General features: G+C 44.6%; 15 protein-coding genes. 5 read left to right on the top strand and 10 right to left on the bottom strand.

Annotated elements, in window-relative coordinates; all coding sequences use genetic code 11:
• Positions 1-36 precede the first annotated feature (36 nt).
• Complete coding sequence (locus AB0L18_RS21790) at positions 37-4,917, top strand: translocation/assembly module TamB domain-containing protein (protein WP_367389439.1); 4,881 nt, start codon at positions 37-39, stop codon at positions 4,915-4,917.
• A 168-nt stretch (positions 4,918-5,085) separates the two neighbouring features.
• On the opposite strand, the gene AB0L18_RS21785 is transcribed toward AB0L18_RS21790, so the two are convergent.
• Positions 5,086-6,096, bottom strand: coding sequence for a hypothetical protein (locus AB0L18_RS21785; RefSeq protein ID WP_367389438.1), 1,011 nt, complete (start codon positions 6,094-6,096; stop codon positions 5,086-5,088).
• 233 nt (positions 6,097-6,329) lie between these two features.
• Here AB0L18_RS21785 and AB0L18_RS21780 point away from each other — a divergent pair, with 233 nt between their 5' ends.
• Complete coding sequence (locus AB0L18_RS21780) at positions 6,330-7,445, top strand: peroxiredoxin family protein (protein WP_367389437.1); 1,116 nt, start codon at positions 6,330-6,332, stop codon at positions 7,443-7,445.
• A 75-nt stretch (positions 7,446-7,520) separates the two neighbouring features.
• Here AB0L18_RS21780 and AB0L18_RS21775 read toward each other — a convergent pair whose 3' ends face one another.
• The 5 genes from AB0L18_RS21775 to yidC all read right to left on the bottom strand — a co-directional run bounded on the left by AB0L18_RS21775 (position 7,521) and on the right by yidC (position 13,262).
• Positions 7,521-8,951 carry an OmpA family protein gene (locus AB0L18_RS21775; protein ID WP_367389436.1) on the bottom strand — a complete coding sequence of 477 codons (1,431 nt, stop codon included), beginning with the start codon at positions 8,949-8,951 and terminating at the stop codon, positions 7,521-7,523.
• 35 nt (positions 8,952-8,986) lie between these two features.
• The gene (locus tag AB0L18_RS21770) at positions 8,987-9,661 is read right to left on the bottom strand and encodes a hypothetical protein (RefSeq protein WP_367389435.1); all 675 of its coding nucleotides are present in this window, start codon (positions 9,659-9,661) and stop codon (positions 8,987-8,989) included.
• 188 nt (positions 9,662-9,849) lie between these two features.
• Entirely contained in the window at positions 9,850-10,434 is a 585-nt protein-coding gene (locus AB0L18_RS21765) for a Maf family nucleotide pyrophosphatase (RefSeq protein ID WP_367389434.1), read from the bottom strand.
• A 3-nt stretch (positions 10,435-10,437) separates the two neighbouring features.
• A complete protein-coding gene (locus tag AB0L18_RS21760; protein ID WP_367393174.1) occupies positions 10,438-11,277 on the bottom strand; it encodes a UbiA family prenyltransferase in 840 nt (279 codons plus the stop codon).
• 86 nt (positions 11,278-11,363) lie between these two features.
• Positions 11,364-13,262, bottom strand: a complete 1,899-nt coding sequence (yidC, locus tag AB0L18_RS21755; protein WP_367389433.1) for a membrane protein insertase YidC — start codon at positions 13,260-13,262, stop codon at positions 11,364-11,366.
• A gap of 102 nt (positions 13,263-13,364) precedes the next feature.
• On the opposite strand from yidC, the gene AB0L18_RS21750 reads away from it, so the two are divergent.
• On the top strand, positions 13,365-13,799 hold the full coding sequence (locus AB0L18_RS21750) for a DUF3293 domain-containing protein (RefSeq protein WP_367389432.1): 435 nt from the start codon (positions 13,365-13,367) through the stop codon (positions 13,797-13,799).
• Here the strand turns inward: AB0L18_RS21750 and AB0L18_RS21745 are convergent.
• The gene (locus AB0L18_RS21745) at positions 13,796-15,028 is read right to left on the bottom strand and encodes a pyridoxal phosphate-dependent aminotransferase (protein ID WP_367389431.1); all 1,233 of its coding nucleotides are present in this window, start codon (positions 15,026-15,028) and stop codon (positions 13,796-13,798) included. The two genes, AB0L18_RS21750 and AB0L18_RS21745, sit on opposite strands and share 4 nt — an antisense overlap.
• A 185-nt stretch (positions 15,029-15,213) precedes the next feature.
• Here AB0L18_RS21745 and AB0L18_RS21740 point away from each other — a divergent pair, with 185 nt between their 5' ends.
• Together AB0L18_RS21740 and AB0L18_RS21735 are read left to right on the top strand one after the other, a co-directional pair.
• Positions 15,214-16,509, top strand: a complete 1,296-nt coding sequence (locus AB0L18_RS21740; protein ID WP_367389430.1) for an ATP-dependent RecD-like DNA helicase — start codon at positions 15,214-15,216, stop codon at positions 16,507-16,509.
• Positions 16,510-16,720: 211 nt separating this feature from the next.
• Positions 16,721-16,864 (top strand): type VII secretion EssA family protein, encoded by a 144-nt coding sequence (locus AB0L18_RS21735; protein ID WP_367389429.1) that lies wholly within the window; start codon positions 16,721-16,723, stop codon positions 16,862-16,864.
• Positions 16,865-16,882: 18 nt separating this feature from the next.
• Here AB0L18_RS21735 and AB0L18_RS21730 read toward each other — a convergent pair whose 3' ends face one another.
• The 3 genes from AB0L18_RS21730 to AB0L18_RS21720 are packed head-to-tail and all read right to left on the bottom strand — an operon-like array spanning position 16,883 to position 18,398.
• Positions 16,883-17,056, bottom strand: coding sequence for a TraR/DksA family transcriptional regulator (locus tag AB0L18_RS21730; RefSeq protein ID WP_367393173.1), 174 nt, complete (start codon positions 17,054-17,056; stop codon positions 16,883-16,885).
• Between the two features lie 7 nt (positions 17,057-17,063).
• Positions 17,064-17,564: a metallophosphoesterase gene (locus AB0L18_RS21725; protein ID WP_367389428.1), complete on the bottom strand. Its 501-nt coding sequence runs from the start codon at positions 17,562-17,564 to the stop codon at positions 17,064-17,066.
• A gap of 3 nt (positions 17,565-17,567) precedes the next feature.
• Entirely contained in the window at positions 17,568-18,398 is an 831-nt protein-coding gene (locus AB0L18_RS21720; protein WP_367389427.1) for a C1 family peptidase, read from the bottom strand.
• Positions 18,399-18,452 lie beyond the last annotated feature (54 nt).

The following is an 18,452-nucleotide window of genomic DNA, read 5'->3' as shown; positions in this document are numbered from 1 at the left end:
ATAACACTTATTTGTTGCACTTAAGGTTCTATCTTTGTGAGCCGAATATTAATGAGCGATACAACTACTCCATTTACTGATCCTACTCCAGAACCCGATGGCCCAGTGCCTCGGAAAAAACGCTGGTGGGGTAAAGTCTTGAGATGGTTATTCCTCTTTTTCTTGACCGTTTTCATTGCTTTACAGCTCCCTTTTGTTCAGCAACATATCGCGCAGTATGTTGTAAAACGCATGGAACAAACCCTGGGCACGCCCGTGTCACTCGAAAGCGTAAAAATCGCCTGGTTTGATGAGCTTACCTTGAAAAATCTCTATCTCGAAGATGTCTATGGAGATACGCTATTGGCCAGTGGTTCACTGATTGCTGATTTCAACCTCAACCCTTTGGCAATTTACCGTCGGGGGATTGAAATAGAAGCCCTCGATTTACAAGGTGCCCGCTTCAATATCCAAAGAGCGGTAGGCGATTCTCTATCCAACCTTCAGGTGACCTTATTGAAGCTTTTTCCTCCGAAAGCAGAGGTAGACTCCACCGGGAAGCGTCCTCTCCCACTCAATCTTAAAGAGCTTTATCTCAAGGATGTTCAATTTACTCAACGCGACAGTATCAAAGGAAGTTACCTGGGGGTCTACTTGACTGAAAGTCAGATTTATGTCAATAACATGAACCTGGCAGAGCAAAAAATCGACATCAGCTCCATCAATATTCGACGTCCTATCGTGGCACTGAGTAGTTGGAATGCGCTTCCAATTCCAGAACCGCTCGTAATTTTAGATTCTTTGGTCCAGGCCAATACCCAGGAAAGTGGACTGGAGCTTAGTATCGGTGAATTCCAGTTGAGCCGCGGCCAATTTAGTCGCCATGCCTATAATAAAGCACCCGTAAAAATAACACCTGATGATCAGCTGGATTTAAGGCATCTCGACCTGTATGATATTCAGGTGGAAATTGATAGCTTTCTTCTCAGAGGAGATGAGTACCGGGGAAGGGTCAACTGGATTGCCGCCAAGGATCGAAGTGGCTTTCAACTGGAAAGGTTATCTTCAAAGGAGACCATCATTTCTCCCCGTGAGTTGACCCTCAATGGGCTTTCTATCATCACGCCTACCAGTAGCCTGGGCGATACACTCACCTTCAAATATAAGTCTTTCGACGATTGGGGCTCCTTCGAGGAGAAAGTAAGGATGGATGCCCGCTTTAATGGAGCGGATGTTACCTTAAAAGATATTATGGCTTTCGTGCCAAAGCTCAATGACAACATCTTCTTCTCAACAAATCGGAATACCAACCTTCAAATAGATGGACGCGTTCGCGGAACGGTCAATAACCTACGGGGAAATGATCTGGAAATAAACCTGGCGGATGGAACCTCCTTGTCGGGTAATTTTACCTCTCGAAATCTGGCAGTCAAACACGAAGAATTTCTCACCCTGGACCTGAAGAACTTTACGACCAGGGTAAAAACCCTCCGTCAACTTATCCCTAATTTCAACCCTCCTTCTAATTTCGACAAACTGGGCCGTTTGTCTTTCGACGGTAGTTTCATTGGCTTCTTTGTGGATTTTGTAGCAAACGGTAATCTTCGCACCGACCTGGGGCGAGCGAGCTTGGACATGCAGATGGTACTCACGGGAGGCGCACAACGAGCCCGCTACAGCGGAAACTTGAATTTGGTGAACTTCGACCTCGGTGGCTGGACAGGAAACCCTGCTTTCGGATTGGTCAATTTTACCTCTAAAGTAGAAGATGGGATTGGGCTAACGGGTGACCTCGCTTCCGCAAAACTTACCGCTGCGATCGAGAGCATCACCATCAAAGATTATACCTACGAGAACGCGACCATTACCGGCCAGCTGAACAAGAACTTCTTTAATGGGGACATGAGTATCAAGGATGAAAATATTGATTTTGCCTTTACCGGAGAAATTGATTTTACGGATACCATCCCTAAGTTTGACTTCAACGCAGTACTGAATCGCCTTGCCCTTCAACCTCTCAATCTTTCTCCCGCAGATTTGGTGCTCCAAGGAGATATCGAGCTCAAACTTAGGAATACTCAATTTTCTAAGATGGAAGGCGACGTTAACCTCTCAAACATCAAACTTACCAAAAACAAAGAAGAGGAATATAATATCGAGTATATCAGGGCTTTTACCTTCTTCGACCAAAATGGGGAAAAGGTATTCCGCCTGGATTCGGATATTGCTCGTGGAGAGATTCGTGGTGCTTATGACCTTAACGAATTGCCCGCTTCGCTCCAGCTTTTCCTTTTGCGTAATTATCCTGGTTTTGCTAACCGATTAGGGTTCAAAGAACCACGCCGGATTCCTGATATCAATCAATTCTCCTTTGATTTTCACCTGGCTGATTCCAAAGGTTTGAACTATTTACTTGATCCCAAGCTAGGATCACTCAAAGGAATTGATCTTAATGGCCGTTACAATGGCAACAGTGATTCGTTGATTTTTTATCTGGAAGTACCTCAAATTACTTATGATAAAATCCGACTCGCCGACGTATACGTACACATGGATGCCCTCAAAAGCGAGGGGGACCTCGATATCGTTGTTGATTCTACAATAATCAATGGAAAACCTCGCCTGAATACCTTTACCTTTTTGAGTATACTTCAGTCTGACACCATTGATTTTGCCATCAATATTAGCACGGACACCCCCAATCTTTTTGATCAGGTCAACCTTAATGGTCTGTTCTACTTGCCCGATTCAGTAGACTATGCTTTGCAGCTGAGGAGATCCAACCTGAGTCTGCTACAAACCCCTTGGGCCATTGACGAAGATAACCTCATCCGCTTTGGACAAGGGCAGATCTCTGCCGAAAATTTCTCCTTGAGTAATCAGGATAGAAAGATTCATATCAGAAACAATGGTACGAAGGGTTTGCGTGTTCAACTGGCCAACTTCCACTTTAGCTTCATTGATGACTTGTGGGATTATGACCCCTTGAATTTCGCGGGGCATTTTGACATGCTTGTGCAGGTAGATGATATCTTCAAAATGGAAGGGCTGAATGCGGTGATCACAGGCGAAGAATTTTTTATCAACAAAGAAAACTTTGGTCGCTTTAACCTGGAAGCAACGGCTCCAAATATCAAGAGTCAATTGAATGCCTTGGTCAGCTTGCGCAAGGATACTACCTGGATGGAACTACAAGCCAAGTACAATCTTGCCGATTTGGAAGAAAAAACGCTGCTCCGTCGGGCAGTGCCCTTACCAAAGCAAAAGAATTACCTGGATATCAATGCAAAATTTGGTGGCTTCCCCCTATCTATTGCCGAATACTGGTTGGCTGGAGGAATCTCAGAAACCCACGGGGCTTTTACCGCAGACTTACAAATAAAAGGCTTCACCAATGAACTCAATGCAACGGGAGCCATTGTAGCCCGCGATGGTGGTATTACTGTAAATGCACTAAAGACCCACTACACCTTCCAGGAAGGAACCATCAAAATGATGCCTGACCTTTTTGATGCCACAGGAACCGTCATCTATGATAAATACGGCAACAGTGCTGTGGTTGAAGGAGGAATTACCCATGATCACCTGCGCCGTATGGGCTTAAATGCCCGGATGCGAACGCGCCGTTTCTTGGGTTTAGACCTGGCAAAAGGGGATAACGACCTGTTCTATGGCCGAGCACTAGGCTCGGGAGAAGTTGTCTTTACCGGGGATTTTCAAAGGCCCAATGTCTATGTCAATGCCACCGTTGTCGACAGCACTTATATCGTCATCCCTGTAACTGATCAGGCCGAGCGCAATGACCTCAACTTCGTCAAGTTTGTCAACAAACACCAGGGAAGCCAGCAGACCTCCAGCAATGTGGACACGAAAATCAAAGGCCTCAACCTGGAGATGGATCTTCAAATTACGGAAGTGGCTGAATTAGAACTGATTTTTGATGAGAAAGCAGGGGATATTCTCAAGGGGCGGGGACGTGGAAATTTGCGCATACTCTTACCGCGTGCTCAAGCCTTTCAAATGTACGGAGAGATAACGGTATCTAGTGGTAACTACTTGTTCACCCTCTATGACGTTATCAATAAAGACTTCCGAATCCGCCCCGGCGGAAAGATCAATTGGAACGGTGACCCTCTCAATGCACAAATAGACATCTCGGCAGAGTACAAAGACTTAAAAACCTCCTTGACAACCTTAATCCAGGAATATCTGGTGAATGCTCCTCCTGAGGAACAGTTACAGGCCAAGCAAGCTACGGATGTGAACCTCATCCTTGGTTTGGAAGGCGACCTATTTTCACCGGAAATCTCTTTCGACATTCGTTTCCCCAACCTCCAGGGAGTGATGGCCAACCTGGCAGAGAATAAATTGAATGTCTTGCGGCAGGAACAAAACGAGATGAACAAACAGGTTTTTGGCCTCATTGTACTTGGGCAGTTTCTCCCTTCCGACCTTTCGTTTAATAGTACGGAACTACTCGCCAATACGCTGAGTGAATACTTCAGTAATCAGCTGAGTTTGTTACTGACAGACCTCTTTAGTGAGGTTATTGGTAATGGAAAAACCATTTCCAGCCTGGATTTTGAATTTGATTACAACCGGGTCACCAGTGAGGATTTGACCAATAATCAAAGCACCACTTTTGGGGATGCAGTGGAAATCAGTTTACGCTCAGGATTCCTCAATGAACGCCTGTCATTAGACATCGGAGGTAACTTTGAGTTTGGGCAAACGACAACCAACGGTACCTTTTTTGGAGAGAATATCGTCTTTGAATATGCCATCAGTGAAAACCGCGACCTCAAGATCCGGCTATATGAACGGCGAGATCAAGACATCGGAGGAAACCGACGTATCCAGGTAGGTACTGGCCTAAGTTTACGCAAGGAGTTCAATTCCTTCAGCGAGTTCTGGCAAAGTATTAAGGGCAAGAAATAACGATTAGACTTGTTCTGCCGGGGCAGTTTGGTGGGAAAATTGATGCATTATCGATCACGCGAAGCCTTTTTTGAGGAGCTTAGCCATAGCTAAGTGACTTAAAAAAGGCACAGTGTGGGAAGATAAGGCGCGATTTGCCCCCGAAATGGTCCCGGCAGAACAAGTCTATTACTCCCCTACTTTTTCCACATCCATAAAAACGGGCAAGTGGTCACTGTAACCGCCGTAATAATTGCTTCCTCCGTAGGTGCGGTTAGGGCTTTTACCTTCATACAGTAACCAGTCTTTGCGGAAGATACCAAATGCTTCCATGCGCCACTTATTGGGTGCCTGTAAGCCTGCATAGATGATCTGATCCAGTACGTTCCAATTTCCTTTGTAATTATAGGAACCCTCAACTTGGTTGTCAATAGCCTGGAAAGGATTGTAGAGTAGTCCAGGAAGTTGCATCTGATCAGTGACGGGCAGCGTACCCAGCGCCTGTGCCACGCTCTTGTTAGAAGGCTCGTCGTTGAAGTCTCCCATGATGATGATCTTGGCCAAAGGATTATTAAATATCCTTTCTGCTACGCTATAGCGCAAATGAGCAGCCACCCATAAGCGACGGTATTCACTGGCCTCCTCGCCTCCACGACGCGATGGCCAGTGATTGACAAAGAAATGAAAGGTGTCGCGACTCATCTTGTGTCGAAGTTGTACTTCGAGAATATCCCGGCTAGTGTATTCCTCTGGCTCAAGCCATGATGGAAATGCGATTTGGATGGTTGTGGCCAGTAAAAAGTCAAATTGATCAGTATCGTACAGCAATCCCACATCAATTCCTCGCTGGTCGGGGCTGTCATAGCTTACGGCCTCGTAGGAATGATCCGCTAGCCGTTGCTGCTTACAAAGGTCATCCAGCACCTTTTCATTTTCCACCTCACAGACTCCTACTACTGCGGGGAAATCCAAAGCACTGATTACCTGGCCAATGTGATCAAGTTTGGTGTCATAGCGTTCTTGGGTCCACTGCTGCTTACCCATCGGGGTGAAATCGTCATCTAACTTCTCAGGATTGTCCTCCAGATCAAAGAGATTTTCTACATTATAGAAAGCGACACGAAATTGTGCTGGTTGAGCAAAGGTCGCTGAGCTACAAATTATCAAAACCAAACCCAGGAAGAAAGAGAATTTATTCATTAACTGAAAATTGTGATTAGATCAATGCACAAATGTAGAGCTAACTTTGAGGTAATGCACTATCTGTGTTATCTTTGTCCTCGCAAAATTCCAACTCAAACCAATTACACAACCTACGATTAGTGAGTTATGTTTCTATTGGAGGACGAGATTTTATAAAATCTACCTACGACCATATCCAAGGTGAACTTGTTAAGCAATAATATTATCAATTCTGATCAACCAAATAGATTATGAAATCAATACTAAGACTCAGCGGAATGCTGCTGATAATGCTAATAGCCCAGGCTTGTCAAGAACAAGGCCTGACGATTGACGGAAATATCCAGAATGCAGCTAATTTACAGGTGTTTGTGGATGAAGTGAAGCTTGGAAAAGCGAGTACACCATTACAAAGTACGGATTTGGGCGCAGACGGCCATTTCAGTCTTACTTTCCCAGAAGGCCTCCCCTCTGGTATTTACAACCTTAGGATTGGTGCCAAAAAAGTGAATTTTGTTCTCGATGGAAGCGAATCCAATGTGGTACTTAATGGCAACCTGGAAAATTTGCAGACATATAACTTTGAGATCAGCGGATCAGGCGATTCAAAGACTTTAGTTCGGACGATGCAAGGCTTGTTCCGTCGTGAATACAAGCCGGAAGACATTGCTGCTTTCGTAGATTCTGTAAGTAATCCTCACCTTGCTGCTTACATTGCTTTCACTTCTTTAGGAACAAACGGCCAATTTATTCCTACTCAGAAGAAAGCTTTGGAACGTCTTACCATGGCTTATCCAGATGCGGAAGGTACCAGTGCCTATGCTGAGTACCTTACTAACCTTGAGCAGCAGTCGTTGGCACAGCAACAGCGGAGCATGGGCCCTATCCAAGTAGGAATGCAGGCTCCTGATATCCGGATGCCGAGCCCTGATGGCAAGGAGTACGCACTTTCAGATTTACGTGGCAAAGTCGTTTTACTCGATTTCTGGGCCAGCTGGTGTGGTCCTTGTCGGAGAGAAAACCCAAGTGTTGTAGAGGTATATAAACGTTATAAAGACCAAGGCTTTACGGTCTACAGTGTATCCTTAGACGGTTTGGACTCTCGTAGCATGGCTCGCTACCAGCCAGAGGACATGGAACGGGCAATGGAAGGCCAAAAACAACGCTGGGTAAGTGCTATTGAGCAAGACGGCCTGGTATGGGAGTATCACGTCAGTGACCTGAAGAAGTGGGAAAGTGCTGCGGGCCGCTCTTATGGCGTTTCTAGTATTCCACGTACTTTCCTGATCGACCGAGAAGGGAAGATTGCAGCAGTCAACCTGCGTGGTGCAGCAGCTATTGAAGCAGCCCTGAAGCAGGCGCTCTAATTCAATGGTTTCTTGAAACAAAAAATCCCGCTACCTGGTATTCAGGTAGCGGGATTTTTTGTTTAGCAGAGACGTCTATTCGATATATACATCAAATTCAACCCTACGGTTTTTCTCTCGCCCAGGTGCGTAGCGATTGTCTCCGATAGGTTGGCTTTCGCCGTAACCTTCGTGCGACATTCTTGTTGCGTTGATTCCTTTACTAAGTAGGTAATCGTAACAGGCTTTGGCCCGACGCTTAGAGAGGTTCAGGTTGTCGCTAGAAGAGCCGATAGAGTCGGTATGTCCTCCGATTCGCACTTTATAGCCCGCGTAACGTTGAAGGATATCAACGACTTTATCAAGCACAGCATAAGACTCCTGGCGCAGGGTTGCGCTTCCTGTTTCAAATTCGATAGCTTGTACGGCTTCGGCAAGCACTTCTCTGTCTGTTTGTGCGATTTCTGGACAACCTTTGTTCTCAATTGGACCTGCCAAGTTGGGGCAGGCGTCTAAGCGATCGACAAGGCCATCGTTGTCGGAGTCAGGGCAGCCACCATTTGCAGGTGTACCAGGTTGGTTGGGACAAGCGTCATCTTTGTCTGGTACTCCGTCGCCATCACGGTCGGGACAGCCTTTAGTAGCTGCACTTCCTGCTTCATCAGGACAAAGATCATCCACATCAGCTACCCCGTCACCGTCACGATCCGTAACAGGGCAACCATCATTACTTGCTGGGCCTACCTCATTGGGGCACTTATCATCCTTGTCAGCAATACCGTCGTTATCAGTATCCGGACATCCCATTAGTTTGAGTGTTCCAGGAACATCAGGGCAATTGTCGCTACCGTCAGCTACTCCATCACCATCACGATCAGGGCAACCATTCAATGCTGCGGTACCAGCTTTGTCAGGACAAAGATCCGTAGCATCAGGAATACCATCTCCATCTCGGTCAGCTACTTCAGGGACTTTGTTAGGGTCTTCGCCGATCATAATGCGCAGGCCGATGCCAGCTTGTAGATGATCACGGAAATCATTGTTATTGAGATGATAAGCAGCTGTTGTACTTAAGAAGGTAGATTTAGCCAAGCGAAAATCAAGGCCTAAGCCTAAGGGAATATCAAGGGTGAGGCGTTCAGAATTTTCCATCAACCCACCTACCCCAGCAAACAGACGTGGGCGGAAATTTTTCCCTTTGTAGATATTAAGGTTCAATAAAGCATCCAAGCCAATGTTGAGGGCTTGTCGGGTAGGGTCCCCGGTAGCGTTTTGTGGTAACTGAGCACTAGCTACTCGCAGCGGGAAAGATAGATCCAAAATATTATTAAGGGTATGAAAATACTCTGCTTCAAAGCCGGCAGTAAATTCATCTAAATTCAAGGTGGATACATCCTCTAAAGGCCATTGGTAATTGGAAGCGATGTAGCGGATGGCAAAACTGTTGCGATTATCGACATTTTGAGCTTTAAGCCCCGTGAGCATTATTAACAATAGTAACGGAACCAGCGAAACGATTTTTTTCATGGTAGGTAGTTTGATAAGCGATATTTATTCCTTCTTTAGACTATTAAAGAAGGTCCTTTGTCACTTGTTAAAGTACCATTTTTTTCTTTCCACCAAAACAATAATGCCAAGGGAACGAGAAAATGTACAAATCGTACAGTGGTTTCAGACAACCAAAAAGCAATTAGATTAGACATCGAGTTCAATTCCAGATTGCTCCACAACCTGGCCATAGCCGTGAGAAAACCCCAAATGATGATGTAATACAAACCAGCATGAGCCCATTTTTTTACGGGTATAAACAAGCAGGCAGCTGCCAGGAAATCTAAAAATCCAGCCACCTTTAGCATACCTAAAGCTTGTGAATTCGTGACCCCAAAACCACTGATCATCATTTGTTGAAAATGGCCTGGTACGGGATAGTAGCCCCAGGCATAAAGACCGTGTCCGATAAAGGTAAGCGCAATCGTAATCCTGATGCTAAGATGAAAGCGATGATCACTGTAGTATTTGGAAAACAAAAATAATAGTAAAAACGGACTGAACCATTGTAAACTCAACTCTGCAAAATGGCCTAATCTACCAAAATGCGCTTTTGTATCTAAAAACGCATGAAACAAGCATAAAACCCCTCCAATCAGCAATAGTAGCTTGCCCACCGAAGGAGCTTTAGCAATTAAAAAAACGCCAAATGCAGCAACTAAAAAGCCAATTCCCATTGCAGCAGTCATATCGTCGATGTAATGACTTGCTTGGGGAGAACTCACCCATTCCGTCCAGGTCCAGCCCAGACGTGCTAAGTAAGGTGATGCCAGGTCTTCGTCCCAAAGAAGGGTCCTTAATGGGCTGTCCCAATAGAGATACTGCCAGGCGCGACTCAAAAGCAGCATGAAAATACTGGCTTGTAAAAACCGCTGACTTAGTTGGTTAATTCTTGAAGTGCTTTCCATACACGTTCAACGGGTAATCCCATTACATTAGCATAAGTGCCTTCGATTTTTTCTACTTTACACAGGCCGATCCATTCTTGAATAGCGTAAGAACCTGCTTTGTCAAAAGGCTTGAAGTTGCTGACGTAATAATAAATATCTGCTTCACTGAGAGGAGCAAATTTTACTTTTGTTAAGTCACCAAAGGAAATCTCTTGATGCTGAGTAAGTAAACAAACGCCTGTAATCACCTGATGCTCCCGCCCTGATAACTTCCTCAACATAGCATGTGCTTCTGCTTCATCCTCGGGCTTTCCGTAAATGACGTCGTCGAGGATAACCACACTATCCGCAGCCAGGATGACCTCTTGTTCAGATTGGAGAAAAGCGCTGGAAGCTCGTGCTTTTTTTTGAGCCAGATAGACGGCGACATCTTCCACTGCCAAATCTTCCGGATAGTTTTCCTCCACTTCGAGGGTTTTTACTTCAAACGGCAGTCCTGCTTCTTCCAACAACTGACGGCGACGAGGTGATTTGGAAGCCAGAATGATTCGATAGTTTTCTTTTAGTGGCACTGTTTATACTTTATAAAGAAACAACAACAAAAGCCCGCCTAAAAGGAAGTACTTCCATTGCTGACTTAATTGATAATAATGTTGGGGATTACTGGCGCTAAGCAATCTTTTCATTAATACAAAAACAGCGATGATCAGGCAAGCACTTACCGCAGCAACGGGAACTTGAAAAAAGGAGTACTTCCATGGAATAAGCCCGTAACCTAGGGTGATGATTAACAAGGTATTTAATACGATAACGAATCGCTTGGAAGATGCAAGGCCAAGATAAGCGGGCAAGGTGTTTCGTCCTAAACGAATATCACCAGATAGGTCTTCAAAATCTTTGACAATTTCTCGTATCCAGGTTGCAAGAAAAGCATACAGCATAAAAAGGAGGATGATAAATCCAACCTTTGCTTGCGCATGTTCACTAAGCAAACACCAAGCGTTCCGCTCGGCAAGCCAAATCAAACCAGCGGTACCTGCGCAACTTAAGGCAATGAAAAGATTACCAGCAAAAGGCCTGGTTTTAAGGTATTTAGGATAATACCCTAATAAAAGCGCAAAAAGCGGAAACAACCAAAGCCAAGCAAGCTCTTCCTTGAGAAATGCCAGTAATAGACTGGCGAAAAAGCCCATAAACATCAAACTTGCCACCAGCCACTTAACGGTACCCTCACTTATTCTTTTCCCAACGATAACCCGCTCAGGACGATTGATCATATCAATAGGATAGTCCAAAAGATCATTGATCACGTAGCCAGCTCCCGTCAGACATAATGTGGCAAAAATAAGTAGCAACAGCTCTTCAGGCCTCAATACGGCCTCAATCCCTTCCTGTATATACGCTTTGCCGAGCATCTGGCTGGCGACCAACCACTGGGTCAGCGCTACTACCACCAGGTTCGGAAAACGTATAAGCCGAAGAATGATCATGGTTCAGAATGCTACTTCTTTTTCTTCTTAGCAGCCTCTAGTGCTTCTTGTTTGCGTTTTTGCTCTTCCATGGCCGCTTGGAGGCGTTCCTGGAAACCAGACTTTTTCTTGGGTTTACGCTTATTCGCTTCTAATTCTTCAATGATCTTATCATTGTCGATGATGAAGTTTTTGGTAACAACCGTTTGGGTAATATTGATAATATTACTGAACAATAAGTAACAGGTAAGTCCTGAGGCAAAGCTATTGAAAAAGCCAAGGAACATGACTGGCATAATGTACTGGAAGTACTTCATCATAGGATTAGCCCCGAAGTCCATGTGCTTGGTATTGTAATACGTATAGATCAACGTAGTAATAGCCCACAGCACCGCAAAAAGGCTGATGTGAGATCCAAAACCAAGAGGAATTTCAAAAGGCAGACGCATCAAAACATCGTAGCTGGAAAGGTCGGTAGCCCATAGGAAACCTTCTTGCCGGAAAGTTATCGCTGCGGGAAAGAATCGATAAAGCGCAAACCAAATGGGCAGTTGTAGTACCATGGGTAGGCAGCCTCCGAGAGGATTTACGCCATACTCTCGATACATCTTCATGGTTTCCATTTGCTGGGCTTGCTGATCGTCTTTGTGCTTTGCTTTGGCCTTTTCAAGGTAAGGCTTCATCGCTGCCATCTTCGACTGCGAATAAAGCATTTTGTAGGTCAAAGGGAATACGATAAGCTTAACTAAAAGCGTAAGGAGTAAAATAGCAATCCCTTTATTACCCGTAATGCCGTCAAAGAAGTTAAACAAGGGGCGAATGATCCAGCGGTTGATGGCTCCAAAGATGCTGCGACCGTAGGGGATAATGTCTGTCAAATCATTCCCTAGTGCTTGCAGACGATCAAAATTGTTGGGCCCTACATACAGCTGAAGGTTGACCGTTTCGCTAGGACTGTGACCATAAGGAATGAGGATATCGGCACTTACCTTTTTAAGGTCATCTGATTCTTCGGGGAGGACTTCGGTTTTTAGTGTTACGCCATTAAACGGTTCTTTCGCAATAATACTTGTATTGAAGAACTGGTTAGTTGCTGCTACCCATTTCACCTTTTGGTTCTCTGATACTACTTCATCAGAAGAAGTACAAGAACAGCGGTCGGTGTCATCATCAACAGGCTTGTAGTAAATGGAGGTATAGTTCCGCTCGTAAGCTTCATTGATTTCTATTTTGTCAAGGTAGTCCACCCAAGACAACTGAATCTGTTGAGCATCATTGCTTAACACTTGTTGTAGTCCGTTGAATTTCACCTGGTAGTCTAGCAGGTAATTGCCATCGGCAAGCGTATAAATTTGCTCAATAGATTGTCCTGGAGCGATTTCTGCCTTCATGCTTAGGGTGTTCCCTCTAAGTTCTGGCTTAAAGAACAAATCACTGGTACGAACAATACCGTTAGGTACCGTACTTACCGGAAGTAAATATTCAAAGCGATTTTTTTCGTCTTCCAGTAATTCCAAGGGTACTTTCGTCTCAGCACCTGTAGCATCCTGCAGTATTTTGAAGTGCTCCTTAAGTACCACTTTGTTAATGTAGCCACCTTTTGTGGAGATGGAAACAGTCATCAGGTCATTTTCCAGCATTTCTGACTTCTCCTCGCCTATTGTTGCTGGAGCAAAAGCACCGTAGCTACCACTGCGCTGTAATAACAAAAGAGAATCGGAAACAGCAACCGGTGTGCTTGTCCCACCCGTCTCTGGAGAATTTAATTCCATTGCATCAGCAGTATCTGCCAATTGCTGCTCTATGTTAGCGATGGAGTCCTGACGACGTTGATCTGCTTCTAGTGCTTCTGGAGAGGGCGCAAAAAATTGTTGCCAAACCATCAGCAACGCAAAAATAAGCACAATCCCTACTACCTGATTCTTATCCATGAATGGAAACTTAGTGACGGAATAACACAACTTTGTTCCGTCAAATTACTTATGTAAATTAGTCGCGCAAAGGTATCACTTTCAAACTGCTAATTAAAAAAAGTGTCAAGGAATAAATCACAAGGTTTCGACGAGCAGCTTAAAACGACCTACGAACAAGCTCTTTACTGTATTGATCAACCTGCAATTAGTTGGAAAATTGGTGTAAAATCACCAGCTCTCGAACACCTTCTTATTCTTCATAAGGCAGATACAGCCATTTTTGCTACCGCAGACAATCCTTATTCTCAAATTTATTCTGCTAAGGAAAACAGGAATAATCATCAGGCTTTAGAAAAATGGATAAAAGAGAACCAGCTTATCTTCTTCAAAGGACGTGGCGAAGACCCACAGGGCGAGTGGCCCCCAGAGGAAAGTTTTCTGATTCTGGGGCTGAATGCCGAGGAAGGTATACAGCTTGGTCGCCACTGGCAGCAAAATGCGGTGGTGTTTTTTGAAATAGGCCTGCCTCCTACCCTACTTTGGTGTAAAGATTAAAGAGAAGATTGCTGTAAATGATTACCTGCTAGTGCTGTACGCCCAGGATAAGTTGACAAGGCTACTTCGAGGCAATCCATGGCTGCGTGTAAATCCTCTTCATTAAGGACATAAGCAATACGCACTTCATCGATTCCCAAGCCAGGTGTAGCATAAAATCCTTGCCCCGGCGATAACATAACGGTTGCACCTTCATGCTCAAAGTCTTCTAGTAGCCAACGACAGAAATCTTCAGCCGAATCTACGGGCATCCGTGCGAAACAGTAAAAAGCACCGCCAGGTAAGTAGGAATCAACTCCTGGCATTACTTGTAAACGCTGAAAGACAGTATCACGTCGGCGTTCGTATTCTTCTTTAACACCGTTGAGATAGGCCTCGTCGTCTTGTAGCATATACAAAGAAAGCATTTGACCCAAACCAGGGGGGCTTAATCGGAGTTTTGCATAACGCGAAATAGCGGCCGTAACTTCCTGGTTGCGAGTCACGAGCGCACCCACCCTTGCCCCACAGGCACTGTAGCGTTTGGATACGGAATCAATGACCACCGCATGGTCGTCTATTGCTGGTAAACTTAATGCGGAGAGGAAAGTGTTTTCACCGTAGCAAAACTCCCGATAGACTTCATCGACACAAAGGAAAATGTCTTTCTCCTTTACAAGTTCACCCAGTTGTTCCAAGGTAGCCGGAGCGTAGCAGCAGCCTGTCGGATTATTAGGATTGGTTATGAAAATTGCTTTGGTACGAGGGGTAATTTTAGCGGCAAATTGCTCGATAGGAGGCAGTGAAAAACCATCCTCAATGTGGCAGGTAATTGGCGTGACGCGGATATCTGCAATATGGCCGAAACCATTGTAGTTGGCATAAAAAGGCTCAGGTACAATAATTTCATCACCTGGATCAAGACACGCCAAGAGAAAAAATAAAATTGCCTCCGACCCACCAGTCGTTACCAAAATATCTTCGTAGCTCAACTTAATATCGTAGCGAGCATAGTAGTCTACCAGTGCTTCACGGTAGTTCTGATGCCCTTCCGCCGGGCTATAAGCCAGAATTTCTAATGGTTCTGCCCGAAATTTTTCAATCGCCTTAGGAGGGGTAAGAATATCGGGTTGGCCAATGTTCAAGTGATAAACATGGCGTCCCATCTTCTTGGCTTTATCGGCCAATGGAATCAATTTCCGAAAAGGAGAAAGAGGAACAGTAGTACTACGATGGGATATATTTGGCATATACGCTTTTTTTCCAAGCCGCAAAGATAGTGCTAAGCCTTTAATTGTAGTGCTTTCCGGTTATAAATTGCATTTTATCAGGGCTTTCTTTAATTGCAGTACCTATTTGGTGAAATATCCGCTGGCAGAGGATTGGGTGGACTCAGGATAAAAGTGCACCTTTGGTGAGACAAGTATGCTGAGTAATGGAAGATAAAAATGCGCTAATTCTTAATAGCGATTTTGTGTATGCGTTGGAACGTATGGAAAAAAGTCAGGATTTGCTATTCGTTACGGGTCGTGCCGGTACGGGTAAATCTACTTTACTTCAACTCTTCCGACAAACAAGCCACAAAAAAGTGGTGGTGCTTGCCCCCACGGGCGTGGCCGCATTGAATGTAAAGGGGCAAACCATTCATTCCTTCTTTGGTTTCCCTCCCCGATTGATGGACCCTCAGCGGGACATAAAGAAACGCCGTTACCGAAAATTGTATCAGCAGCTTGATACCATCGTCATTGATGAAATCAGTATGGTCCGAGCCGATATGTTGGACAATATTGATTACTTCTTAAGGCTGCACCGAGAAAATCCGCGCCCTTTTGGGGGAGTACAAATGATCTTTTTCGGTGATCTTTTTCAGCTACCTCCAGTAGTTTCAACTGAGGTAGAAAAACAGCTTTTCCGCACGGTTTACCCATCTCCTTACTTTTTCTCCGCAAAGGTCATTCAACCACCGGTGAGCATGGAGATGATTGAGTTGAATACCGTTTACCGGCAAGAAAATCGCCATTTTTTAAGGCTACTTGAAGGCATTAGACTCAATCGACTGGATTATGAAGACCTTGAGGATCTGAATGCACGTTACTTACCGGAAGAGCCTAATCCCGATTTTGCGATCACCCTTTCCGCTCGTAACGCGCGTGTAGATGCAATCAATAAAGAGGAACTTGATGCCATTCCTTTTCCTGCCAAAACTTATTTAGCAAAAGTGAATGGTGATTTCCCTGATCGTCTTTTCCCCACTGATGCTTTACTGCATTTGAAGCTAAATGCCCAAGTAATGTTCCTCCGGAATGATCCCGATAAAAAATACGTCAATGGAACGATTGGTAAAGTGGTAAAGATGGAAGATGATGCGATCACCATCCTTGTTGAAGAAGGTAACAAGAGCGAAGAAGTAAAAGTAGAACGCCACGAATGGGAAATCCTTCGCTACAAGATTGATGAGCAGAAGCCGGAAGAGATTGGCACAGAAAGTCTGGGGTCTTTTAAGCAATTCCCCTTACGTCTGGCTTGGTCGGTAACCATTCATAAAGCGCAAGGAAAAACCTTTGATAAAGTTGTGATAGATATGGGTAGAGGCGCCTTTGAACATGGGCAGACTTATGTAGCACTGAGTCGTTGCCGAACCCTGGAAGGAGTGATTCTCCGGCAGCCTCTACGCCCACAGGATGTGATCACGGATGAGCGGATAGTCACCTTTTATGAAGGGCAGCAATAGGAACTTAAGAAACGGCACAAGAAAAGTCTCTTTTTTTGAAAATACCAAAGGAAAATTTGGGATATTCTTGATAGCCCGTATAAATTTGGGCAAACAAGTTACCTTCACGAGCGATTTTTGCGCGTTACTGAAGCCATAAAAACGTAATCAACTGATTTCGTTTTACTTCTAACTCCAAAATTATCGATCCATTAAAAGTTAAACGTATATTATGTCAACAAGAAAACGGAAATCCAGAAAGCAGCAGCGTCTCGAAGCAAAAGACGAAAAGGCAAGTAGCAAATTCTTCCTTATCCTAGCTGGGGTAACAGTGCTTTTACTTATCTTAATGTACTTCCTCTATACTGGTTTCTAGTAGCCAGTAGTATGGAAGTTACTGGGCACAATTGACACAATAGGGACTCTGAGGCATGAGTACGACCCGCATGATGGGTATTGCTTTACTGCAGCGTTTACAAATTCCAAAATTGTCTTCGTCTACCCGGTGTAAAGCGTGACGTAGTTTGCTTAACTTATCTTTTGATTGTCGTAAAGCAGCCTCCGTCACGCTTTTATTATTCACGACCACGGAGCCCTAATTCAATGACTTCCATATCATGAATGCGACCAGAAGTTAAAGAGAAACGAACCAATGTCCGCACTTTATGAAATCCGTGATGCCCACAGGCACCAGGGTTGACGTGCAGCAATGCTCTTTTAGCATCAGGTATCACTTTCAAGATATGAGAATGGCCGCAGATATAAAGCTTTGGCTTATGCTCATCTAATAATTTACGAACTCTGGTGTTATACCGGCCAGGATAACCACCAATATGTGTGATAAAAACCCTTACATCCTCTACGGTAAACAATAAATCTTCGGGGTAGCGGTGCCTCAAGGCAGGTTCGTCAATATTCCCATAGACAGCTCTGACGGTTTTGAAGGCCTCCAATTCATCCATGAGCTTAGGGTCGCCAATATCGCCGCCGTGCCATATTTCATCTACCTCGGCAAAGTGGTTAAAGATTTTGGGATCAAGAAAACTGTGTGTATCACTCAGCAGGCCTATCCTCATTGTTTAATAGGTGTTGGGAATCATTACGTAACCATTGCTAGCCCGGTTCGCCAGGTCATTATAATTGATGGTAAGATAACCGTTATTGGCCCAAGTACTTCCCCAGCTACTTAGAACTTCGAAGGCTTGTAGGTTTTCATCAAAGCCGATGACCAACAAGGTGTAAGAAAGATTGCCGTCGTTGCGGTCAGGCTCCCAGGTACGTGTAGGTCCAATTCGTGGAAAATCACTGCTCGCCTGAAATTCTATTAATACAGGATTACCTCTTAAAAGTGCTTTTCTTAGTTCAAATATTTTTTCTCGTGGAGAAGCAAAAGGTTGAAATAAGTGAAGGTAGTTGTTGATCTGGTACTTTGTCGTAGCATAAACGGTTGAGGAGATTTGAGCGGCGTCGTAAGGGACAATCGCTGCGCTGACGGTACCATTTTGAACCAAAAACTTCAATCCCTGGTCGAGAGAGGATCGCTGCCCCTGTGATTGTAAACTCAAGGAAATATAATCGGGGCTAAGATTGTCCTTGAAGTTTCTACTAAGGTTTACATAGTACTCCAAACAGCTTGCAAGCATATAGCTCCAGTCTGAGCCTCGAAATCCCATTTTACGCACAGGCATGAGGTAGGGTTTTAAATCCTGATGTTCTTGCGTTAGGCGAGAATTGCTTCCTACTCCTTCTACGGTCACCATCAGCTGGTCGAAAAGGGTACTATTGGTTACTCCGAGTGTATTTACCTGGTTAGCATCTCGTGTGGAGAGATTGCTGCCTGGTGGTTGAGCAAAAAGAAAACTACTGAGCAAAAGGCTTGCGCATAGTGCAAACGTACGTATAGTGAACATAGCTAGTTTTTAGAGGCAGCCAAAAGGCTGCTGCGGATTTACGAAGTGTGTAGT

Origin of the sequence: Lewinella sp. LCG006 (assembly GCF_040784935.1) — a bacterium.
GTDB lineage: Bacteria > Bacteroidota > Bacteroidia > Chitinophagales > Saprospiraceae > Lewinella.
Note: the sequence above shows the minus strand (reverse complement) of the source record. Positions and strands in the feature narration are given on the sequence as shown.